A 20,345-nucleotide genomic window follows, 5' to 3' on the forward strand; every position below is an offset into this window, starting at 1 on the left:
GTCGGCTACGGACGGGATACAGCGAGCGGATCCATGACGGACGCGCCTGATCTGCCAGAACATGATCCGGTCTCTGACTCGCCGCATCGCCGGCCGGGATTCCGCCTTCACCCGGCGGTTGCTCCCGGCGATGGAGTCCGCAGCCGAGCGCACAAAGCTGTGGCTGGGCCTGGCCGTGGCGATGGCCGCGACCGGCGGATACAGGGGCCGGAAGGCGGCGGCCACGGGGCTGGCGAGCATGGGCGTGTCCGAGCCGGCCTGCAACGCGGTGGGCAAGCAGCTGTACGAGCGGCGCAGGCCGAAGGAGCAGCTGATCCCCCCACGAGGGCGCGCACGAGCGGCCTGACAGCTCCTCCTTCCCTTTCCGGGACACACCGCTGCCGCCGTCGGCTTCACCGCCGCCGTGGCCCGTGCCCGGCCCTGGATGGGCGCGGCCTGCACGGTGGCGGCCGCGATGGTGGCCACCGAACGGGTCCACAGCGGCGCGCACTACCCCACCGACGTCGCCGCCGGGGCCGTCATCGGCCTCGCATGTGCCTCCCTCGTACGTCACGCCCCCCGCCTGCTGCTGCGCAGATTGCTGTGAGAAGGCGGCGGCAGCCATGGATGTGCCACGCCGCCCCGGGTACCTGCGCAACGACCAGCCACGAAGCGGAGGCCAGCAATGAAGGCATCGAAGATTGCTTACAAGCCCCTCGGCCTGGCGCTGGGATCTCTCAGCGGTGTGATAGCCGGGCTCGTGTTCAAGCAGGTCTGGAAGCAGCTCGGGCACGAAGAGGACGCCCCCGACGCCACCAACAAGGAACGCGACTGGCAGGAAGTCCTGCTCGCCGCGGCGCTCCAGGGTGCGATTTTCGCCGCAGTCAAGGCCGCCGTCGATCGCGCAGGCGCGACCGCCACTGAGCGCGTGACGGGCACCTGGCCCGGATGACGCCCACCCGCTGCCTCACTGGAGAGTGGTGAATCATGGCGCGACGCACACCGGACAACACACCGGACAACAACGAAGCTGCCGGCCACGAGCCGGGTGCAACACACGAGCCGGATACAACACATACGACACAGCAGCCGGTCAAGAAGCCGACGGACCTGCCCAAGCAGTCCTGGACCGGCGTTCTGAAACGCACCGCGAAGGAGTTCAAGGGCGACAACCTCACCGACTTGGCGGCTGCCCTGACGTACTACGGCGTGCTGTCGATCTTCCCGGCCCTGTTGGCGCTGGTGTCGATCCTGGGGCTGCTGGGCACCTCGTCGATCAAGCCGCTGATCGACAATGTGGGCAGCCTGGCGCCGGGGGCGGTCCGCGACATCCTCAACAGCATGCTGACCGAGCTGCAGAGTGGCCAGGGCAAGGCGGGTGCCGCTCTGATCATCGGCATCGTCGTCGCCCTGTGGTCGGCTTCCGGCTACATCGCGGCGTTCATGCGCGCCTCCAACACCGTCTACGACATCGGCGAGGGCCGCCCGGTGTGGAAGACACTGCCCACCCGGTTCGGCATCACGCTCGTAGTGGTGGTGCTGCTGGCCGCGATCGCGATCGGCGTGGTCTTCACCGGCAACCTGGCGCAGAAGACGGGCGAGGTCCTCGGCATGGGCGACACCGCCATCACCGTGTTCAACTACGTCAAGTGGCCCGTGCTGGTCCTGCTGTTCAGCTTTGTGATCGCACTGCTGTACTGGGCTGCGCCGAACGTCAAACGCCCCTTCCGCTGGGTCACCCCCGGCAGCATCCTCGCGGTGCTCATCTGGATCGCCGCCTCTGCCCTCTTCGCGCTGTACGTGGCGAACTTCAGCAGCTACAACAAGACCTACGGAAGCCTGGCGGCGGTCATCATCTTCCTGGTGTGGCTGTGGATCTCCAACATCGCCATCCTGCTCGGCCTGGAGTTCAACGCCGAGCTCGAACGTGGCCGCGCCATCGAGGCCGGTCACCCGCCGGAGGAAGAGCCGTACGTCGAGCCCCGCGACACCCGGAAACTCGACCAGCCCTGACCCGAGGACCCGAGGACCCGAAGACCCGAGGACCGGTATGAGCAGCACCGCGGACGAGCTGCCCGTCCTGCACACCCTCGATGACGTGACCGCGCTCGTCGAGCGTCACGAGCATCTGTACGTTCGCTGGTCGCACGGCCCCGCTGCCGACTTGGAGTCGGCGTCGAGCAGGGACGACCTGACGGGCGTGGCGATGCCGGGCCTGTCCGCGAACGCCCTGGCGGTCGAGCCGTGGTGGGGAGACCGACCGGTGAGGGTGTGGGTGGCCCGCCGGTTGTACGACTACTCGCACCTGCCCCGCGACAAGGGCCCAGGAGTGCGCCCCTGGGCGCTGCGCGGTCAGGAGACGGGCCGCGGTCCCGACAACGAGCCGCTGGTCAGGAAGGTGGAACCGGTCGGCTGGATCGATCGGCGAGTGATCGAAGAAGCAGAGGCGGAGGTCGCCCGTCAGGAGGGCGTCTGGGGCCCTCTGCGGCGCAAGGCGTAGCGCCGGAGCACCGGCGGTTCCCCTGATCGGCAGCAGACGGCCGGGCAATCGGATGACGCGGGGCCGACGGCGTCGTGGCGTGTTGGCGGCCGTTGCGGGCCGGACGTAGGAAGTGTGAGGGAGTCGGCCCGGGGTGGCGAAGCCCCGGGCGGCTCCCTCCGAGACGAGCAGACCTGGGGAAGACGCCGTATGACAACTGCCCAAGACAACGATCTGGCCGGTCGCCGTGTCCTGGCGATCGTGACCAACTACGGCGTCGAGCACGACGAACTCGTCGTCCCCGTACAGCACCTGAGGGAAGCCGGCGCCGAGGTGGATGTGGCGGCCGTCTCGGCGGATCCGATCCAGACCCTCATCGGTGACAAGAAGCGGGGCGAGACCGTCGAGCCCACACTCACGCTGGCCGAGGCGGAGCCCTCCGCGTACGACATGCTGCTCGTACCCGGCGGCACGCAGAACGCCGACAGGCTGCGCCTGGACGACAAGGCGGTCGGCATTGTCCGTTCGTTCCAGTCTTCGGGGCGCCCGGTGGCGGCGATTTGCCACGGGCCGTGGGCACTGGTCGAGGCGGGGGTGCTGGAGGGCAAGACCCTGACCTCCTACGCCTCGCTCAAGACGGACATCAGCAACGCCGGCGGCAACTGGGTGGACAAGCCGGTCGTCAGCGACGACTCCGGCGGGTGGGTACTCATCACCTCGCGCAGGCCCAGGGACATGGACCACTTCCTGCGGGAGATCGACGCGCTGTTCCGCGAAGATCACCCCTGATCGGATGCCTCCGTACGCCGGTACTCGGTACGCCGGTAATGGAGGAGGACGACCCCGTTGCCGAAGGTCCGGGTCTCGACGAGCCGGAGGTTGATCTTGGAGTCCGATCCCTGGAACAGCGGTTTGCCCCGTCCGATCAGGACCGGGTGTACGTAGATCCGGAACTCGTCGATCAGATCGCGCTCCATGAACGCCGCAGCGAGGTCGGCCCCGCCGAGCCCCATGTCTCCGCCGGGCTGCGCCTTGAGCGCCCTGATCTCCTCGACGTCGACGTCCCGGGCGATGGTCGTGTTCCAGTCGGCCCGCTCCAGGGTGCGGGAGAACACGACCTTGGGCATGTCCCGCCAGATACCGGCAAACTCGACCATGGCCGCAGTACTTGAGGGGTCGGAGTCTGCGGTCGGCCAGAAGTCGGCCATGAGCTCGTAGGTGACGCGTCCGTTCAGGAAGGCGCCCATCGACCTGGCTTGGTCGTTGAAGTGGCTGTGCAGTTCGTCGTCGACCATGTGCCAGTCGATCTGACGGTCCGGCCCCTCGATGAACCCGTCAAGGGACACCGACATCATCAGGACGATGTTCCTCATTGCCTGGCCTGCGCGTCGGGTGCTTGCGTCGCGTCGTCCAGCTTCTCGCGGTGCAACAGGGCCGAACCGGCGAGGACCGCGCCGATCGCGAACGGGTCGCCGAAGACCGGCTTGGGGGTGGACGGGGGCCACACCGGCGGGTCGAACGGCAGATCGACAGCCGCAGAGGTCGCGGGGGCCGCGGGCTCCGCGGATTCCGGGCCACCGACGGTGCCGACGCTCGGCGCCCGCAGGTCGGGTGCGGCGGCATCCAGGGTCGGGGGTCGATGCTTGCGCATGGCCGGGTCGGTTGTCATGGCGCGGCTCCGTTCGCCGAACTGCCGGTGGCACCCACCGAGGGTTGCCGTGCGTCACTGCGGCGCACGCCTCGTTACATTGAACGGGCATTCCGCGCTACTGCGCCATCCGAGAACGGCAGACGAGGGTTCTGGGCCAAGTCAGGCCGACCGGCGCAGATACGCGTCTACGACCGTGGCGATCGCCTTGCAGTAGCGCACGATCCCCGGCGAACGCACCGGACAGGGCCGCGGCCGCTTCGTCGTCGGGGCGAGGCAGAAGTGCAGATGGTCGTCGCCACGGTGCAGCGTGGCAAGCCCACCGCTGCAGTCGCGTGCGCGGGCCCGTTCGTCGTCGTTGCAGGGCAGCCGCTGCGCCCAGGTGTAGCGGTCACCTGCCGGGCTCACCTGCCGGCCGGCGTCCGCCACCATGTCCCCGGAGGCGGCGGCCTGGGCCCGGTAGATGCCGTTGACGCGCCGGACCCGGTCCGGCGAGAAGGCGTCGGGCGCCTGCAGCACCCACACGATCCTGGGCCGTGGGATCCCAACCTCGCGGGCCGCTGCCGCGATCTGCTCCGTGAGTGCCTTCGCGTCGGCCGCGTACCGGGTGTAGTAGCGCGAACCGCCGCCCTGGGGGATCGAGTCCATGCACGGCGTGTACGCCCAGGAGTTGCCCCAGAACTGGAGCACGACGACCCGCGGGCGCTGGGACTTGACCAGAGCAGCCGCCTTGTGGCGAGGCGGCACGAGAGAGTCGTACGGCCTGTCCGCCCGGTAGTCGCACAGCGTCGTACCGGAGTACGGCGCACGGTGTACGGTCGCGCGCCCGTCGGCGGAGATCCGGTCGGCCAGGACCAGCTGGTTCTCCATGGCGAGCGAGTCCCCGACGTACACCACGCGGGACTTCTTACGCGGCTGCTGCTGCGATTTCGACGGTGCCCCGGCGGGCGGGGCCGACCCGGACTCCACCGGCCGTGCGGCGGTCGACGTACCGGGAGGAGCAGGCGGGGGAGCGGCGGAGGAGTCGGAGGCGTCCGAGCAACCGGTCACCCAGACCAGTGCCAGTGCCAGTGCCAGTGCGACGAAAACCGGGATCCGTCCGCGCCTCACAGTTGTCTCCCTCCCGCGCGGTGATGGGGCACCACAGTGGCCCCGCGGGGCGCGGACGTCCAGACGCGTACGCGACAAATGCGGGAGCGTTGTACGTCGGCGGCAGCGCCTGAGTGATCACGCGCAGCAATTCGCTCTGAACGCGACGTCCGCCCATTGCGTACTACCGGCTATCCGCGCCCCAGCGAGGCGCGGCGAAGGTCTCCGCGTCAACGACAGGAGCGGCAATGAGTAATCGTGACGAGCCGATGATGCAAGGGCTTCCGGACGGCGGTGCTGAACTGTCCGTGGTGCTGCACCTCCGCTGGGACGACGTGGCCGCGCTCGGCCGGGAGGCGAGCCGGCTGGCCGTACAGAGCGGGGCGCCCGTCAGCCTCGACGAGGCTGCCAGCCACCGGCTCCGCACCTGGTCCACCGCGATGGCCAATGCGCCTGCCGACCGCAGCAACGACCGCAGCAAACCGGCCACCCTGAGCGCCACGACCACGACCACGGCCATCACCGGAACCGCGGCCGTGGACCGGGCCCGCCCGAGCGTGGGGCACTTGAGCGAGACGGCGTCACCGGGCGCGTCCATTCCGGCGCAGCCCGTCAGAGACGCACAGGTCAACGGGGTCACCAGCCGCAGCGCCTGACCGGCCAACACCCACACGCTCTCCGTCAACGCACCGTCGCCAAGCGTCGACCACGCGGGTCTGCGCCTGATCACATGTGGCGGGCGTTACGACAAGTCGGAGCGGTATTACCCCGACAACGTGGCCGTGTTCGCACGCCTTACCGAAAGAGCGTGTAGGCGTGCCGTGCCCCGGCCGGGCAGCTCGTCGCGGACGTGCCCGGCCGGCACTCACCGGGCGGCGAAGTCGTGGTTCAGGTGCCTGCCGGTTTGGCGTAGTCCCCGAAGCCGACCCAGTCCAGGGCCACGCACGGCTCGTCGCCGACCACCCAGGCGTCGTGGCCCGGCTTGATGTCCATGAAGTCGCCCGGCCCGAACTCTCCGGTCTCCCCGTCGTCCATGGTGACCTTCATCCGGCCGCTCACGACGTAACCGGTGTGGGCGGCCTGGCAGCTGTCGGTTCCCGCGATGGGCTTGATGTGCTTGGACCACTGCCAGCCCGGCTCGAACACCGCCCGGCCCACCGGGCCGCGGTCTGTGGTGATCAAATCGAGCCTGCCCTTGCCCTCCTTGAACGGACGGGTCTCGTCCGCGGAGTCGAAGTTCCTGCTCACGATTCCGGCCATGATCATCCGCCTCCCGGCGGGGTGAGCGTACGTGCCCCGAGTCCATTTCCAGCCTACGTTCCCGGGTGTCGCCCCGCTCCCGGAGGTGACTGCCCGGAACGGCTCCTTCATGCCCCCTGGGCGCCCTGCCCGGGGTTGTGCCGGATGAGGGACTCCACCAGTCCCGGCCGGGTGTTGGGGAAGTCCATCGGCACCACACCGAGCCCCTTCCAGCCGCCCGCCTCCGCGCCGTCGAGGAAGCCGTGCACTCTGGGGTTGAGCCGGTCGGAGTTCCAGCGGGGCGGCAGCAGTGCCGACGTACTGACGTAGTTGAGGAAGAGCTTTCCGGGCTGCTGGGCGGCTTTGCGGAAATGGGCTTCGATCTTGGGGAACTTGGCGCCCGGCTCGGCCATGTAGTCGTCCTGGATGTCGAAGAGCGCCGAGTCCCCGTACCGGACGCCGGGCAGCCCTCCGTTGTCGGCGAGCAGAACTATCCTGCCTCTGGCCTGCCCCAGCGTCGGCAGACCCGCGTCGATACGGAAGACCGGCCGCCAGCCTTTCGCGTCGAGGTAGAGGTCGAAGATCCGGCGGAACTCGGCGTCGGCCGCCTCGGAGTACTCCTGCTTGACACGCATCAGGACGGTTTCGGTGGGGCGGGCCCGCAGGAAGTCCTGGCAGGCGATGAGCACATCGCCGAACATCAGGTTCTGGTAGTACGCGCCGTGGTGGATGGCGAAGGAGTCGCCGATGGCCCGGCATCGTACGTCCAGGAAGCGGATGCCACTGTTCAACTGCTCGGCGACGGAGGTGTTCTGGCACGCCACCCAAGGTCCGCCGACGCGCGCGCCCGAGTCGTGGGTGCCGGGGATGGTCAGCCGCTGCACTGGGGTGGAGTCGTCGAGGCCCGCCATCCAGTCCTGTACGGAGAGCGTCTGCGGCGCCGCGGCTGCGCTCGGTAAGCCCAGCAGGGCGGTCGCGGAGAGCGCCGTCGCACCTGTGAGAAAGGTTCGCCGGTCCACACTCATGAGCCCGTCCCCTCGGCCGCCCGATCGGCCTTGGGATTATGACGTGGACAGGTCACATTTGGTAGTGCCCGGCGTGCCCGGACTCGCCGCGTGGTTCCACCCGCCCCGTGTCGGGCGTTCCCGCGAGGCGACCCGGGCCGGGAGCGGTGCGGCTGCTCAGCGCAGGGAACTGAGCCTGCGCCACTGCTTGAAGCTCAGGTTCCAGTCGCCGTACCCATTGCCGGTCGCGACCGTGGCACTGCGCGATCCGGTGACCTCGACGATGTCACCGGGGACGGACCGTTTGTAGAACCACTTGCCGTTCGCACCGGACATCCCCACGCAGCCGTGGCTCTTGTTGACCCGGCCGAAGTAGCCCTTGCCTTCGTTCCACGGGGCGGCGTGGACATAAGTGCCCGAGGTCGTCAGATGGACGGCCCACGGCACGTTTTTGTCGTACGGGTCGTCGATATTGACCGATTCGGACGTCATACGGACGAGGCGCTGCTTGCCGAGGACGACCATCGTGCCGTTCCAGGTCGGGTACCGCGGCTCGCCGCCAGATATGGGGATGACCTTGGCCTTCTTGCCGTCCTCGAACACCGTCATCGTGTGTTTGAGCAGGTCCACTTCCGAAATCCGGGCGGTTCCGGTGGTGAAGGTGGTGCTGACGTCGCGCCGCAGGTGGCGGCCGCCGGTGTCCACGCCGCTGAGCTCGGCACGCATCGTCACCTTGGTGCCCTTGGCCCAGTAGTGCCTGGGTCTCCAGTCCACCCGCTCGGTGCCGGTCAGCGGGTCGCGGGTCCAGCCCCACGAGCCCTCGGTCTTCGGGGTGGTGGTGACCGACAGCCGCCGCTCGACCGCCGCCCTGTCCCGGACAGGCGCGTCGAAGGCGATCGACACGGGCTGCCCGACGCCGACGACCGCGCCGTTGGAGGGCGTGACGGTCACGCCGTTGACCTGCTTGGGGGCCCTCGTGCGGAACGTGCTCCGGGTACGGGTCGTGCCGCCGGCCGCGTTGGTGGCGGTGGCCTCGACGACGTACGCAGTGTCGGGCGTCATCGTGCGGTCGGACTGCCAGGTGCGCCTGGCATTCTTCCAGGTGCCGGTCACCTGGACGCCCTCGTCCCCGGCGGGCTTGACCTCGACGGATGTCAGCGTTCCGCGGTCGGTTACCACCTTGACGGTGTGCCCGGGATCCACTGGACCGGTCCCGGTGCCGGCGGGCGAGATGGTGATGCGGGCCCGCGCTGTGTCGGTGACCGCCGCGTCCGGCTCCCGGTTCTTCGTATCCGCGGCGTCCGACGACTGACACCCCGTCACCAGCACAAGACCGAGGAGTGGAACTGTCAGAACGCGCAGACGGCGCCGACGGCGTGTGGTGATCAATGGACTCCTTCTGCGAGTGGTGAGGGTGGGCGGCCCATCGCGGGCCCGGGCTACGCGGGGCGGCGCGCTGCGGTCCGTACAGCGCGCCGCCCCTGGGCGTATCAGCGGTAGAGATTCTTCACCGCGGTACGGGTGGTTGCCTTGAAGCCCTTCAGCGGGGCGTCCTCCAGGTCGCCCAGGCGGCCCCACTGCACGTAGGTGACGGTGCGTCCGTCGCGGCCCACGGAGAACAAGTTGATGTCGGTGCTGCCGACCTCGCGGTCCTCGGTGTCGAGGCTGTAGACGTATGCGCCCTCCTCCACCGCCAGCCTGCCGTGGTAGACGCTGCTCGCCTGCGTGGTGGGGTACTGCTGCTCGATGCGCCCGGCGCACGTGGCGAGTGCCCGGCGCAGTGTGGTGACTGTCTCGGCGGCCTTCGCGGTGGACGTGGCGACCGTGGTGATCTGCAGGCCTCCGGTGTCCAGTTCGGTACGGAACATACGGTGGCTGGTGCCCTTGCCCGGCAGGGCACCCGGAGCGCAGAACACGCCCCCTTCCGGCAGGCCCTTGGTGACCCTCCCGGCCGTCCACGGTGTCGAGGAGGCGGGCATCTGTGCGGCGTTGAGGAACACCGGAGAGGGGGACGGGGAGGGGGACAGGGTGGCCGGGGCCGCGGTGGCCGGGGTGAGCGGGGCGGCGCTCAGGGCGAGGCCGACGGCGGTGAAGGTGGTGGCGAGCGTGGTACGGAATGCAGGCATGGACGGAATATCCCCCGTTGCGGTGGTTGATGAAGACATTGATCAGCTTTGGCAGGTGAAGCCGACCAGCGCAATGCCAACGCGGCCGTACGGGACGGTGGAACCATTCCACCCCCACTGACGTGGGGATATGCGGGTGGGGTGGAATGCGGCCCGGAATGGCTGAGGGGCGGGGGACGGATGAGCACGTCGAGGGAAGCCGAAGTCGAGCTGTTCGCGGAGCAGGTGCGAGGGCTCAAGGAACGCTCGGGCCGGAGCTACGGGGCCTTGGCGCGACGCCTGGGCGTGAGCGCGTCGACACTGCACCGGTACGGCTCGGGCGAGGCGGTACCAGCGCACTTCGCGCCGGTCGAACGGCTGGCACGGCTGTGCGGGGCGCCACCGCAGGAGCTGCTCGAATTGCACCGACTGTGGATCCTGGCGGACGCGACCCGGCGCCCGCAGACCATCCGGAAGGCGGCCGCTACGGCGGCGGCTTCGACGCCGCCCTCTGAGACGTCGGTGCCGACGGCGTCGGTGCCCACGAGCTCGGCCCATACGGCGTCGGCCCGTACGCCGTCGGTGCCCACGAGCTCGGTGCACACGGCGTCGGCCCACGCGGCGTCGGCCTCCAGGACGTCAGAACTCACGACGCACGAACCCGCCAGTCCGCCCCGCCGACCGCGACGCCTGCGCAAGGTGGTTCTTGCCGCGGCTGCGGTTGTCGCCGTCGCCTCCGGGCTCGCCGCGCTGGCCCTTGCGGGGCCGGGGTCCGGAGCTGCGGACGACCGCCGTTCCGCCGCCTCCGTCGAGGGGGTCGGCGACGACCGAACGGGACCACCGCCGCCCGGCAGCCCCACCGCACACCCGAGCAAGTCCGGCAGCCCCAAGGCGTCAACCAGCGCGCCCCCGCGCCGGAACCCCGCGAGAAGCACGCCGCCCAGCACAGAGAAGCGCGTGCCCACGGGCGGCGCAACAGGCCCCGCCGTCCCGTTCACCTGGACCGCCGACTCCGACGTCTGGCAGAGCGGCTGCAACCACAACTACCTGATCAACCGCAGCCCGGACCAGGTCCCTCCGCCACCCGTGGAACAGGACGCCAAGCAGTGGGCGCGCTCCCTCGGCGCACTGCACGGCGGCGACACCAATGTGCGTATCTCCCTCCAGGGCACCTCCGAGAAGACGGTGGTGCTTGAGGCACTTCGCGTGCGCGTCACCGAGCGCGCTGTGCCTGCCAAGCGGAACGTCTACGGGATGAACAACGGCTGCGGCGGCGCACTCAGCCCGCGCTACATCGACGTGAACCTCGACGCCCCGCGCCCCGTCGCCCGCTCCGTCGCGGGTTTCGACGGTGTGGCCGGAACCCGGATCCCCGCGGTTTCGTTCCCGTACACCGTGACGGCCTCAGACCCCGAGGTGCTGCTGGTGACCTCCAGGACGGTCAACTGCGACTGCTACTGGTACCTGGAGCTGGAGTGGAGCAGCGGTGCGCGCTCGGGCACGGTCCGGATCAGCGACAGCGGACAACCCTTCCGCACCAGCGGCACCAAGGGAATGCCGCGCTACGAGTACGCCGCCACCGACCGCCGCTGGATCACCAGCCAGGATCGCGGGTAGCTGACCAGGATCAGTCGGCGCACTGCCCGACACGCCTCCGTAAGCGATGCTGCGAGTCACTGGAGGGCATGGACAGCCGCGGCGAAGGCCGACGGAAGCCTGGCCGCCGCCGGTACGACGAGGCGAGCGGCGGCCGCGTGACTGCTCAGCCGTACGAGCCCCTCCGTCAGCAGGCGATGCCTGCGGGACAGTCGCCGCCAGCACCCCTCGTACGCCTGAGGCCGCCCAGACCTCAGACAGCGCACAGCCGCTTCGGCCGAAGCCATCGCGAGGGCGAGTCCCTCGCCGGTGAGCGCGTCGGTGTAACCGGCCGCGTCGCCCACGAGGAGTACCCGCCCTGCCGTACGGCGGCGTGCCCGCTGGCGCAGTGGTCCGGCGCCGCGTACCGGGGTGGCGGTGGGGCCGTCGAGGAGCTGGAGCAGCCGGGGGAAGTGGGCCAGGTGTGCGTCGTAGCCGCGCCTCATCGTGCTCAGTACGGCCACTCCGACCAGGCCTTCGCCGACCGGTGTCACGTACGCCTCGCCGAAGGGCGACCAGTGCACCTCGACGAACTCCGTCCACGGATCCACTCGGTAGTGCCTTCGCAGGCCGTAGCGCCGCGGCCGACGGTTGGGAAGGTCCAGGCCGAGCGAGTGGCGCAGCGGCGAGTGCAGGCCGTCCGCGGCAGCCAGCCAGCGCGCCTGCAGCCCTCCCGCGCTCACCGTGTCCGTACTCTGCCGCACATCTCCGACCCTGCCCGTGACGACCCTGACGCCGAGTTCGGCAGCCCGCCGGGCCAGCGCCGCGTGCAACTCCGTACGGCGAACACCAAGACCCGAGCCGTCGCGGAATGGAGCCTCCGCGCAATACCGTCCGTCCACGTAGCGAATGCCGCGCAGTGCCCGACCGCCGACGCGGATGCCCAGGGCGTCCAGAGCCAGCACACCGCCGGGCATGATCCCCTCGCCGCATGCCTTGTCCACCGGGGTGCTGCGCTGTTCGATCACCACCGCTTCCATGCCGGCCGACGCCGCGTGGATGGCCGTGGCCAGCCCGGCCGGTCCGCCGCCCGCCACCAGCAGGTCGATCACAGCCCGGCACCCGCCCTGCTGCCGACAGCGGCGCGCGCGGGAGTCAGCGCCTGGTTCTCACAGCGAATCCGTACGGTGAGGAGCGCGGCGTTGAGTACGGTGAAAATCAGCGCGGTGAGCCAGGCGCCGTGCACCAGCGGCAGGGACAGCCCTTCAGCCACTACCGCCACGTAGTTGGGGTGGCTCAGCCACCGGTACGGGCCGCTCGCGACCAGGGGAAGATCCGGCACGACCAGCACGCGGGTGTTCCAGCGCGGCCCCAGCGTGCGGATGCACCACCAGCGCAGGGCCTGTGCCGCCACCACGACGGCGGCCATGCCCCACCCGAGCGCCGGGTCGAACGACCGCCCGGCCAGCCGGACTTCCGCCAGGCATCCGACGAGCAGCCCGGTGTGCAGGGCCACCATCGCCGGATAGTGCCGCTGTCCCGCTTCGACGGCCCCGCGGGCCAGGCTCCAGCGGGCGTTGCGGCGGGCCACGACGAGCTCGGCCACGCGCTCCGCGCCGACCGCCAGGACCAGCAAGGTGAACCAGAGCATGGGTTGCCCTCCCTACCAAATCCAATGGCCTACCAGCGGAGCAGGACGAGTTCGGAGCAGAACCCCGGGCCCATGGCGAGCAGCAGTCCGGCCGTGCCGACCGGTGGGCGGCGCTGTTCAAGGGTGTCGCGCAGGACGTGGAGCACCGAGGCCGAGGAGAGGTTGCCCACTGCCGCAAGCGAACTCCAGGTCAAGTTGAGTGCGCCGCACGGCAGTTCAAGGGCTTCTTCGACCGCCTCAAGCAGTTTGGGGCCGCCGGGGTGGCATACCCAGGCAGCGATGTCCCTCCGGCAGAGACCGTGATCGGCGAGAAACGCGTCGACGTCGGCGGCGAGGTGCTTGCGTACGACATCAGGGACACTCGCATCCAGTACGACGCGGAAGCCGGAGGCCGTGATGTCCCAGCCCAACACGTGCTCGGTGTCCGGGTAGAGATGACTGCGCGTCCCGACCACGACCGGTCCCGTGGCGGCCGTACGGCGCGCGCCGCATGCGACGACAGCCGCGGCGCCGTCCCCGAACAGTGCGCCGGCGACGAGATTGGCCGGTGAGGCGTCGCTGCGCTGGAAGGTGAGAGAGCACAGTTCCACCGACAGAAGGACGGCCACGTCGTCGGGGCGGCCCAGGAGGTAGTCGTGCAGGCGGGCGATTCCGGCCGCCCCCGCGACGCACCCCAGGCCGAAGACGGGGACGCGTTTGACGTCCGGACGCAGTCCGAGCGGCCCCACGAGGCGAGCGTCGACCGACGGTGTGGCGATGCCGGTCACCGAGGTGAACATCAGGAGGTCGACGTCGCGCGGCGAGAGGCCGGCCGCGTCCAGCGCCGCGCCGACCGCCTCGGCACCGAGGCTCACCGCACCCTCGATGAAGGCGTCGTTGACCGCCCCGAAATCGCGAAGTTCCGCGTATGAGTCGAGCGGCAGCGCCGTATGACGGGTTTTCACCTTCGCGCTGTCATGCAGACGGTCGAGTACCCCGCGATCCGTCCCCTCGGGCAGACATACGCGGGCGATCATGTCCGTGATCTCTCGTTGGGCGTGCCGGTGAGGAGCCAAAGCTCCGTGAACAGCGGCGATCCGGGTCATCTGCGGTCCGAGGTCGAGAACGGGGGACCTTGCAATGAGTGCCCCCGCTCGGCATCGCATCACGCCATGTCGCCCGTCCGGCGGCTGGCCTCCGCGACGGCCGGGCTGCCTAGCATGAGCGCGTGGACGCTGAACTGGACGTGGACGCTGCGGCCCGGGCCGACGCGGCATCGGCGTCCCCTGGGGCGTGTCTTCAGCCGCGCCCCCTGAGCGGCCTCCTGAAGGCGTGTCATCCCGGCCCGACCGCAGTGGTCACCGTCCTGATGACCGTGATGGCGGTGGCCGGTGGTCAGGGCGCGGGCGGATGCCTGCTGGTCGCCGCCGCCGTGCTGACGGGGCAGTTGTCCGTCGGCTGGAGCAACGACGCCGTTGACGCCGTACGGGACACCACCACCCGGCGGCGCACCAAACCCGTGGTCGCCGGATCGGTGAGCGTCATCGCCGTACGCCGCGCCGCGATCACCGCCCTGGCCCTGTGCGTACCGCTGTCCCTTGCCTACGGTCCACTCGCCGGTACGGTCCACCTCATCGGCGTGGCCGCAGCCTGGACGTACAACCTCCGGCTGAAGGCCACCCCGCTGTCCTGGCTGCCGTACGCCGTGGGATTCGCGGCGCTCCCTGCCTTCGTATCGCTCGGCCCGGCGGGACGGCCCTGGCCCGCGTGGTGGGTTGTCGCCTCCGCAGCGCTGCTCGGAGTCGGCGCGCACCTGGCGAACGTGCTCCCGGACATCGCTGCCGATCTGGCAACCGGCGTCCACGGCTGGCCCCAGCGGCTGGGCCCGACCCGGGCGCGGCTGCTGCTGCCGCTCCCTCTCGTGACGGCCACCGCGCTGCTCGCGCTCGCCCGTCCCGGCCCGGTCGGTATGGCCGGGGCAACGGCTTTGTCGGTGGCTCTGATCACGGCGGTCGGCAGCGCGCTGCTGGGCCATCGGTGGCCGAGGCTGCCGTTTCTCGCGGCAATCGGCATCGCCGCGGTCGATGTCGCGCTGCTGCTCCAGCAGGGCGTAACCATCACCTGACGCCTAGGGCGGCGGCCTGATCCGCCGCACTCCCCAGCCCCGTCACGGCGCCAGGGCCGAGGAAGAGGATCGACTGCGGCAGGCCGCGGCCGGGCGTGTTACTCCCAGCCGTACGGGCCCGACTCCCGGGGAGTAGTGAACGACAGGCTCTCCCACGGGAGCCGAGAGGCCCGCGCCCACGGTGAGGGTCTCGTCCAGGTCGAGGAGTGTGACGCGTGCCAGGGAATACGGGGGGTGCTCGACCGGTGTCTCCCAGAGCAGGCCCGCTGTCCGGGTGAAGGCCCGCCACCGTGAGGTCAGCCAGGCATCCTCCTCGGTCATCTCGACCGGAGCGCCGGTACGTACCGTCAGCCGGTACCGGGGGCCGCCACCGCGGCGTTCCCCGGTGTAGTGGATGACAGGACCGTCCGTCCTGATCTTCAGGTTCCCCGCGTGGTAGGGGACACCTGCCAGACGGGCCGCCGTCATGATCGGATTGCCGGCCTCGATGGACAGGAACCACAGGCCGCGTTTGCCGTCGGGAAGCCGCACGTACGTTCGTACATTCGTTTCGCTGAATTCCTGGCCCGGTACGGCGACCACACCGAGGACCTTCACCTCGGTCATCAGGAACGGGACGACACCCACCCATGCGGCGTTGCGGAACACATCCACCCGAAGGCCGCCCGGCAACAGGGCCTGTACCTCCTCCGGGGCATACGGCCAATTCACAAAGGTCTGGCTGAGCCACCGCGCCGTCAGTAGGGGAAACGTGACCGGCTGCTCCGCCGAAAACGACGTCACACCCAGCACATGCCCACGACAGCAAGGGGTACGCGCCGGGGGACAGCAGCCACACCACACGCAACGAGGGAGAGGACCCGTGGTGGCAACACGGAAGGCCGGAAATCGTTAGGCGGCCGCTGCTGCCCCGAAAGGCAGGTCACGACAATGAGCAGATCACTGGATCACCCGCCCCGTACTGACACCGAGCAGTCGGTGGGCGAGCTGGTCAAGCAGGCATCGGAGCAGATCTCCCAGCTGATACGGCAGGAGCTGCAGCTGGCGCAGGCCGAGATGCAGCAGAAGGGCAAACGGTTCGGGCTCGGCAGCGGCATGTTCGGCGGAGCCGGTGTGATCGGTTTCGTCGCCCTGCTGGCAGGCGTGGCCACCGCGATCGTCGCTCTGGACCTGGTCTGGCCACTCTGGCTCTCTGCCCTGGTCGTCACCGGCGCTCTGCTCGTGACGGCGGCTGTACTCGCCCTCGTGGGCAAGACGCAGGTCAGCCGGGCCATTCCCCCCGCACCCGAGCAGGCCATCGCCGGCGTCAAGGCCGACGTGGCCGTGATCAAGGAGAGGGCACGGCGATGACGAAACACCGACATGGGAGCAGGTCCGACCGCTCCACACTCACTCCCGACGAATTGCGGGAGCAGGTCGCGGGAACCCGCGAGAAGCTGGGCCGTACGGTCGACGCGCTGGCAGCCAAGGCCGACATCAGAACTCAGGCGCAGGAGAAGGCGGCAAAGGTCAGGAGCCAGGTGCAGGGCAAGGCCGCCCATGTGCTCCATGCCGCGCAGGACAAGACCCCTCAGCCGGTCCGAGAGAAGGCTGCGCACGCCAAGGAACAGGTGACCGGAACGGCCCACGTCCTTGGACAGAAGATCGAGGACAGGACGCCGCAGCCGGTGCGGGAGAGGGCCTATCAGGCGGCTGAGGGAACACGGGCCGACCGAGCAGTGCTGCTGCTCGCCGGTCTGGCCGTGCTCGCCGCAGTCATCATCATCGTGCGGCGTGGCAGGAAGACCTGATCGAGGCGTCACCGTCTCCCGGGAGAGCGACTGCGCAGATCACACCTCTGCTCACGCCCTCGGATCACACCCGGGAGACGGCTCGCGTGGGGCGAGTGGTCACATTCTGCGGTCGATGAGGAACGGCAGGAGTGTGAGGATCTCGCCGACCGCCGTCGGCGCCAACGAGACGCTGTCCAGGCATGCGCGGGCGCTGTCCAGGTGGTGGTGCGCCTCGGTCAGGGTGGCCGAGCGTCCGCCCGCGTCTTCGATGAGCCGGGCGGCCCGTCGTGCGGTGACGTCGTCGAGCGGATCGCCCGAGGTGAGCAGCGCGACGAGGTGTCGTGCGGCCGGTCCGTCCGTGGCCAGGGCTGCCAGGACGGGGTACGTCTTCTTCAGCCGGCGCAGATCGTTGTGGACCGGCTTGCCCGTCACCTGCGGATCGCCCCAGATCCCGAGCAGGTCGTCCACCGCCTGGAAGGCCACCCCGAGATGCCGGCCCGCCCGGGCGAGGGCATCGACGGTTGGAGCCGGGGCCCCGGCGAGCACGGCGCCCAGTCCGGCGGCGCAGCCGAGCAGCGCGCCGGTCTTGTGGCCGGCCATGGACCGGTACTCGTCCGGCCGCACCGCGTCCGGCCCCGTCCACGGCCGGGACTCGAACAGAAGGTCCTCCGCCTGACCGCGCACCAGGTCGTTGAGCGTCGAGGCCAGGTGCCGCACCGCTGCCCCGCTGTGTACGGTGCGGGAGTTCGCCAGGGTCTCCACGGCGAGGGCGAACAGTGCGTCCCCCGCCAACACCGCGGGGCCGGTGCCGTAGGCCTTCCAGACGGTCGCGCGCTGTCTGCGTGTTTCGTCGCCGTCCATGATGTCGTCGTGCAGAAGCGAGAACGTGTGGATCAGCTCGACGGCGACCGCGCCGACCACGGCGTTCTCCCCGGGGGCGCCCGCCGCCTCGGCGCAGAGCACGGTCAGCGCCTGGCGCACTCCCTTGCCGTGCGAGCTGTGCGAGCCGTGCGTGCCGGGGACGAGCGTGCCGCCCACCTCGCTCCAGCCGAGTGAGAAGGCGGCCATCTCGGCCGGCCAGGGGTGAAGGCGCTGGACCGCTTGCGTGAGGGCCGGCCGCACAAGATCGCGGCAGCGGGCGAGGATCTGCGGTGCGGTGGCCCGGGCTGTTGTGGGCATCGTCATCGTGGGCCGACTTCCTCGCCCGCCGCCGTGGCGAGAGGTATGACCCCGAGTTCGGCATGGGCCTTGTCGACCATGTCCCGGGCGTGACGCAGGCCGATCCGGTCGAGCGTACGGCCCAACTCGTCCAGTTCCGCAGCTGTTTCGGCCCGGCCCCGGCCGAGATGGGCGCGCGCCTTGACCAGCCCCAGCCGGGCCAGCGCCTCGCCCCGCGGCTCGCTCATGGCACGGAACTCCGCGAGCGCCTGCTCGTAGACCTCTCGGGCTTCGGCATAACGGCGGGCGCGGTAAAGCACGTTGGCGCGCATTTTGTGGTTGTACGCGAGGGCGCTGGACAACTTCATCTCGCGGCACGAGAGTTCTGCCTCGGCGAGCAGGGCGAGGGCCCGCTCCGGGTTGTCCTCCCGCAGGGAGACGATGTCGGCCATGCCGCGCAGGGCCCACGCCCGTCCCCGCCGGTCGTCCGCCTTCCCGGCTATCTCGGCCGCTTCCTCGAACATCGCGAAGGCCGTGTCGTACGAGCCGGTGTTGCGGTGAATCTGCGCGATGCCCTCCAGTGCCCACACGGTATGGCGGGCCTCGCCGCGTTGGCGTGCTTCGGCGAGCAGTTGCTCGTGCAGGACGGCTACGGCCTGGTAGTCGCCCTGTATTCGTCCGGTCTCCGCCAGACCGGCGAGGGAGTAGCCGCGGGCCACGACGTCTCCGCCGCGCTTTCCCATGTCGGCGGCCAGGCCGAGCAGTCGGAAGGCCAGTGCCAGCGAGCCCCGCTGGCGTGCGAGCGTGCCGCCGCTCCACAGCGCCCAGGCCATGGCCCCGAGGTCACCGGCCGATCGGGCGGCCCGGTAACTCGCCTTCCAGGCCTGGTCGGCTTCCTTGATGTTGCCCAGTCTGCGGTGCGCCTCGGCCACGGCGAGCCCGGACCGCGCCACCTCCTGCTGCGAGCCGGAGAGTTCGGCTGCCCTCAGGTGCTCGGTTCCCTCGGCCAGTACGTCCGTCAGGGAGGAGTTCACCGACAGTTTAGTGAGGGCGCCTTGGTACTCGGGCGCGAATGCCTTGCTGTGCATGGATGCCTTTCTTGCACGGCCGGGGCAACAGCGCGTAACTATACGCTCTATGTATACATGCAGTGTATAGCGGGCTGGTGCCCGGACCTTTTGACGCTCCGGGGATCTGGGCGCCGCCCGTCACCTGCGGCGAAGCGCCCTGCTGTGGACCAAGACGCCTGCCGCGAGCTCAGGGTTGCTTGCCTGTCGAGAGTTTCGGAGAAGGAAACTGTGTGTAGTGGATCGTGTCGTGATAGGTCAGCTTCCCTGTTTCGTAGAGCAGGCCGACTGTCCGCGAGTCCGTCTGCACCAAGTCCGAGTAGCCGGCCGGGTCTCCCGACGCCGACCAGACAGGCCGCCACGACCGGCCGCCGTCGGCGCTGGCCCGCACTTGCATGCGAAACCGCCCGTCCGGGTCCGACGGACCGGAGTACAGCAACGGGCCACTCCGCAGTCCGCGGGAGACCTGCAGCACGCTCCCCTGGACCGTCGGCCCCGTCAGCTCGGGCTGCGGCCGGAACGGGACGGACAGCGTCAGGCCGCCGTCGGTGCTGTAGGCGTCCGCGCGTGTACCTTCGGCCTTCCGGTCGTGGTCACGCGCGTTGATGTAGACCCTGCCGTCCGGGAGCTCGGCCAGCGTGCTCTCGTTGAGCGCGAGCGGGCCGCCGGCGGATCGGCTCACATAGCCGATGCGCCACGTGTGTCCGCCGTCGTCGCTGTAGAGGGAGTGCCCACCACTGCGTCCGTTGGCGCCGGAACTGTGATTCGCGGGTACCAGCAGCCGGTCCCGGTCGAACCCGTGCCGCAGGGCGACCGCATGGCCCGGGCCGACCGCGTACCAGCGCCAGCCGGACGGTTTGACGGATCCGGTGATGTCCCGCTGCCGTGACCAGGTCCTCCCGCCGTCGGCGCTCCGCTGGACGTACACACGACGTACGGACGGAACGACCTGACCCGACGTCACCTGCGACTTCGTGGCTCCGTCGATCGTCCGGCAGGTCACCAGCACGACGTCACCGCTGACGGGGTCGACGACCGGCACGGGATTGCCGACCGTGTCCTTCCCGGCGTCCGCGACCAGCTGGAGCGGCCGCCACGTGCATCCGCCGTCGAAGGAGCGACGCAGGACCAGATCGATGTCACCGTTGTCCGCCGGGGAATTGCGCCGGCCCTCGGCGAAGGCGAGCAGCGCACCGCCGGGTACCTGGAGCGCGGCCGGAATGCGGAAGGTGTGATAGCCGGAATCACCCGACCGGTAGGGCACGGACGCCGGGCACCGGGCCGCCCCGCCGTACGCCGCGGGTGCCGGAGCCTGGGTCACCCCCAGTCCGGCGACCAGTGTCAGCAGCAGTGCCAGGCGTCGGCCGGCAGTCGTATGGAGTCTCATCGTGTCTCTCGTCCGGTGCGGCGTTCACAGAGTTCGTCTCCGACTGACCCGAAGGACAGAAGCGAACGTAACGTCATAAAACGCCCTC

At 69.9% G+C, this 20,345-nt stretch carries 24 protein-coding genes and 2 pseudogenes; 12 read left to right on the forward strand and 14 right to left on the reverse strand.

The genetic code is table 11. The annotated features are described in order from the left end of the window. Positions 1–61 precede the first annotated feature (61 nt). From PXH83_RS30060 to PXH83_RS30085, 6 genes and pseudogenes are all read left to right on the forward strand, one after another. A complete protein-coding gene (locus tag PXH83_RS30060) occupies positions 62–346 on the forward strand; it encodes a hypothetical protein (RefSeq protein ID WP_274564618.1) in 285 nt (94 codons plus the stop codon). A gap of 33 nt (positions 347–379) precedes the next feature. After that, positions 380–586 (forward strand): annotated as a pseudogene (locus PXH83_RS30065) (phosphatase PAP2 family protein); the annotation flags it as partial. Positions 587–664: 78 nt separating this feature from the next. Next, positions 665–931 carry a DUF4235 domain-containing protein gene (locus PXH83_RS30070; RefSeq protein ID WP_274564620.1) on the forward strand — a complete coding sequence of 89 codons (267 nt, stop codon included), beginning with the start codon at positions 665–667 and terminating at the stop codon, positions 929–931. A gap of 35 nt (positions 932–966) precedes the next feature. Continuing rightward, on the forward strand, positions 967–1,992 hold the full coding sequence (locus PXH83_RS30075; protein ID WP_274564622.1) for a YihY/virulence factor BrkB family protein: 1,026 nt from the start codon (positions 967–969) through the stop codon (positions 1,990–1,992). A gap of 37 nt (positions 1,993–2,029) precedes the next feature. Then, positions 2,030–2,479: a DUF6098 family protein gene (locus PXH83_RS30080; RefSeq protein ID WP_274564624.1), complete on the forward strand. Its 450-nt coding sequence runs from the start codon at positions 2,030–2,032 to the stop codon at positions 2,477–2,479. A 189-nt stretch (positions 2,480–2,668) separates the two neighbouring features. Continuing rightward, positions 2,669–3,247 (forward strand): type 1 glutamine amidotransferase domain-containing protein, encoded by a 579-nt coding sequence (locus tag PXH83_RS30085; RefSeq protein WP_274564625.1) that lies wholly within the window; start codon positions 2,669–2,671, stop codon positions 3,245–3,247. Here PXH83_RS30085 and PXH83_RS30090 read toward each other — a convergent pair. The 3 genes from PXH83_RS30090 to PXH83_RS30100 all read right to left on the reverse strand — a co-directional run bounded on the left by PXH83_RS30090 (position 3,238) and on the right by PXH83_RS30100 (position 5,216). After that, entirely contained in the window at positions 3,238–3,831 is a 594-nt protein-coding gene (locus PXH83_RS30090) for a dihydrofolate reductase family protein (RefSeq protein ID WP_274564626.1), read from the reverse strand. The two genes, PXH83_RS30085 and PXH83_RS30090, sit on opposite strands and share 10 nt — an antisense overlap. Then, positions 3,828–4,127: a hypothetical protein gene (locus tag PXH83_RS30095; RefSeq protein WP_274564627.1), complete on the reverse strand. Its 300-nt coding sequence runs from the start codon at positions 4,125–4,127 to the stop codon at positions 3,828–3,830. Before PXH83_RS30095 ends, PXH83_RS30090 begins: the two co-directional genes overlap by 4 nt. Positions 4,128–4,268: 141 nt before the next feature. Next, the gene (locus tag PXH83_RS30100) at positions 4,269–5,216 is read right to left on the reverse strand and encodes an SGNH/GDSL hydrolase family protein (protein ID WP_274564628.1); all 948 of its coding nucleotides are present in this window, start codon (positions 5,214–5,216) and stop codon (positions 4,269–4,271) included. A 227-nt stretch (positions 5,217–5,443) separates the two neighbouring features. On the opposite strand from PXH83_RS30100, the gene PXH83_RS30105 reads away from it, so the two are divergent. Further along, complete coding sequence (locus PXH83_RS30105) at positions 5,444–5,851, forward strand: hypothetical protein (RefSeq protein WP_274564629.1); 408 nt, start codon at positions 5,444–5,446, stop codon at positions 5,849–5,851. Positions 5,852–6,083: 232 nt separating this feature from the next. Here PXH83_RS30105 and PXH83_RS30115 read toward each other — a convergent pair whose 3' ends face one another. The 4 genes from PXH83_RS30115 to PXH83_RS30130 form a co-directional block, all read right to left on the reverse strand. Then, positions 6,084–6,455, reverse strand: coding sequence for a cupin domain-containing protein (locus tag PXH83_RS30115; RefSeq protein WP_274564631.1), 372 nt, complete (start codon positions 6,453–6,455; stop codon positions 6,084–6,086). 107 nt (positions 6,456–6,562) lie between these two features. After that, on the reverse strand, positions 6,563–7,459 hold the full coding sequence (locus PXH83_RS30120; protein ID WP_274564634.1) for a phosphatidylinositol-specific phospholipase C: 897 nt from the start codon (positions 7,457–7,459) through the stop codon (positions 6,563–6,565). Between the two features lie 156 nt (positions 7,460–7,615). Continuing rightward, positions 7,616–8,827 carry a L,D-transpeptidase gene (locus PXH83_RS30125; protein ID WP_274564636.1) on the reverse strand — a complete coding sequence of 404 codons (1,212 nt, stop codon included), beginning with the start codon at positions 8,825–8,827 and terminating at the stop codon, positions 7,616–7,618. A gap of 101 nt (positions 8,828–8,928) precedes the next feature. After that, positions 8,929–9,564 (reverse strand): hypothetical protein, encoded by a 636-nt coding sequence (locus PXH83_RS30130; RefSeq protein WP_274564637.1) that lies wholly within the window; start codon positions 9,562–9,564, stop codon positions 8,929–8,931. Between the two features lie 180 nt (positions 9,565–9,744). On the opposite strand from PXH83_RS30130, the pseudogene PXH83_RS30135 reads away from it, so the two are divergent. Together PXH83_RS30135 and PXH83_RS30140 are read left to right on the forward strand one after the other, a co-directional pair. Continuing rightward, positions 9,745–9,906, forward strand: a pseudogene (locus PXH83_RS30135) (helix-turn-helix domain-containing protein); the annotation flags it as partial. Between the two features lie 336 nt (positions 9,907–10,242). Then, positions 10,243–11,160 (forward strand): hypothetical protein, encoded by a 918-nt coding sequence (locus tag PXH83_RS30140; protein ID WP_274565235.1) that lies wholly within the window; start codon positions 10,243–10,245, stop codon positions 11,158–11,160. Positions 11,161–11,216: 56 nt separating this feature from the next. On the opposite strand, the gene PXH83_RS30145 is transcribed toward PXH83_RS30140, so the two are convergent. From PXH83_RS30145 to PXH83_RS30155, 3 genes are read right to left on the reverse strand one after another with little or no spacing between them, the layout of a single operon-like run. Further along, the gene (locus PXH83_RS30145; RefSeq protein ID WP_274564638.1) at positions 11,217–12,230 is read right to left on the reverse strand and encodes an NAD(P)/FAD-dependent oxidoreductase; all 1,014 of its coding nucleotides are present in this window, start codon (positions 12,228–12,230) and stop codon (positions 11,217–11,219) included. Further along, positions 12,227–12,769, reverse strand: a complete 543-nt coding sequence (locus tag PXH83_RS30150; RefSeq protein WP_274564639.1) for an isoprenylcysteine carboxyl methyltransferase family protein — start codon at positions 12,767–12,769, stop codon at positions 12,227–12,229. The genes PXH83_RS30145 and PXH83_RS30150 overlap by 4 nt, the downstream gene beginning before the upstream one ends. 29 nt (positions 12,770–12,798) lie before the next feature. Further along, a complete protein-coding gene (locus tag PXH83_RS30155; protein ID WP_274564641.1) occupies positions 12,799–13,854 on the reverse strand; it encodes a type III polyketide synthase in 1,056 nt (351 codons plus the stop codon). 122 nt (positions 13,855–13,976) lie between these two features. On the opposite strand from PXH83_RS30155, the gene PXH83_RS30160 reads away from it, so the two are divergent. Beyond that, positions 13,977–14,873, forward strand: a complete 897-nt coding sequence (locus PXH83_RS30160) for a UbiA family prenyltransferase (protein WP_274564643.1) — start codon at positions 13,977–13,979, stop codon at positions 14,871–14,873. Between the two features lie 42 nt (positions 14,874–14,915). Here the strand turns inward: PXH83_RS30160 and PXH83_RS30165 are convergent, their stop codons facing one another. After that, positions 14,916–15,716 (reverse strand): YqjF family protein, encoded by an 801-nt coding sequence (locus PXH83_RS30165; protein WP_338054927.1) that lies wholly within the window; start codon positions 15,714–15,716, stop codon positions 14,916–14,918. 87 nt (positions 15,717–15,803) lie between these two features. On the opposite strand from PXH83_RS30165, the gene PXH83_RS30170 reads away from it, so the two are divergent. Next, positions 15,804–16,223 carry a phage holin family protein gene (locus PXH83_RS30170; RefSeq protein ID WP_274564646.1) on the forward strand — a complete coding sequence of 140 codons (420 nt, stop codon included), beginning with the start codon at positions 15,804–15,806 and terminating at the stop codon, positions 16,221–16,223. After that, on the forward strand, positions 16,220–16,663 hold the full coding sequence (locus PXH83_RS30175; protein ID WP_274564648.1) for a DUF3618 domain-containing protein: 444 nt from the start codon (positions 16,220–16,222) through the stop codon (positions 16,661–16,663). The genes PXH83_RS30170 and PXH83_RS30175 overlap by 4 nt, the downstream gene beginning before the upstream one ends. 99 nt (positions 16,664–16,762) lie before the next feature. Here the strand turns inward: PXH83_RS30175 and PXH83_RS30180 are convergent, their stop codons facing one another. The 3 genes from PXH83_RS30180 to PXH83_RS30190 all read right to left on the reverse strand — a co-directional run bounded on the left by PXH83_RS30180 (position 16,763) and on the right by PXH83_RS30190 (position 20,257). After that, positions 16,763–17,830 carry a polyprenyl synthetase family protein gene (locus tag PXH83_RS30180; RefSeq protein WP_274564649.1) on the reverse strand — a complete coding sequence of 356 codons (1,068 nt, stop codon included), beginning with the start codon at positions 17,828–17,830 and terminating at the stop codon, positions 16,763–16,765. Then, complete coding sequence (locus PXH83_RS30185; RefSeq protein ID WP_274564650.1) at positions 17,827–18,891, reverse strand: tetratricopeptide repeat protein; 1,065 nt, start codon at positions 18,889–18,891, stop codon at positions 17,827–17,829. Before PXH83_RS30185 ends, PXH83_RS30180 begins: the two co-directional genes overlap by 4 nt. Positions 18,892–19,060: 169 nt before the next feature. Next, positions 19,061–20,257, reverse strand: coding sequence for a sialidase family protein (locus PXH83_RS30190; protein ID WP_274564651.1), 1,197 nt, complete (start codon positions 20,255–20,257; stop codon positions 19,061–19,063). Between the last annotated feature and the right edge of the window lie 88 nt (positions 20,258–20,345).

The sequence above is a fragment of the Streptomyces spiramyceticus genome, from assembly GCF_028807635.1.
In the GTDB taxonomy this organism is placed as follows: domain Bacteria; phylum Actinomycetota; class Actinomycetes; order Streptomycetales; family Streptomycetaceae; genus Streptomyces; species Streptomyces spiramyceticus.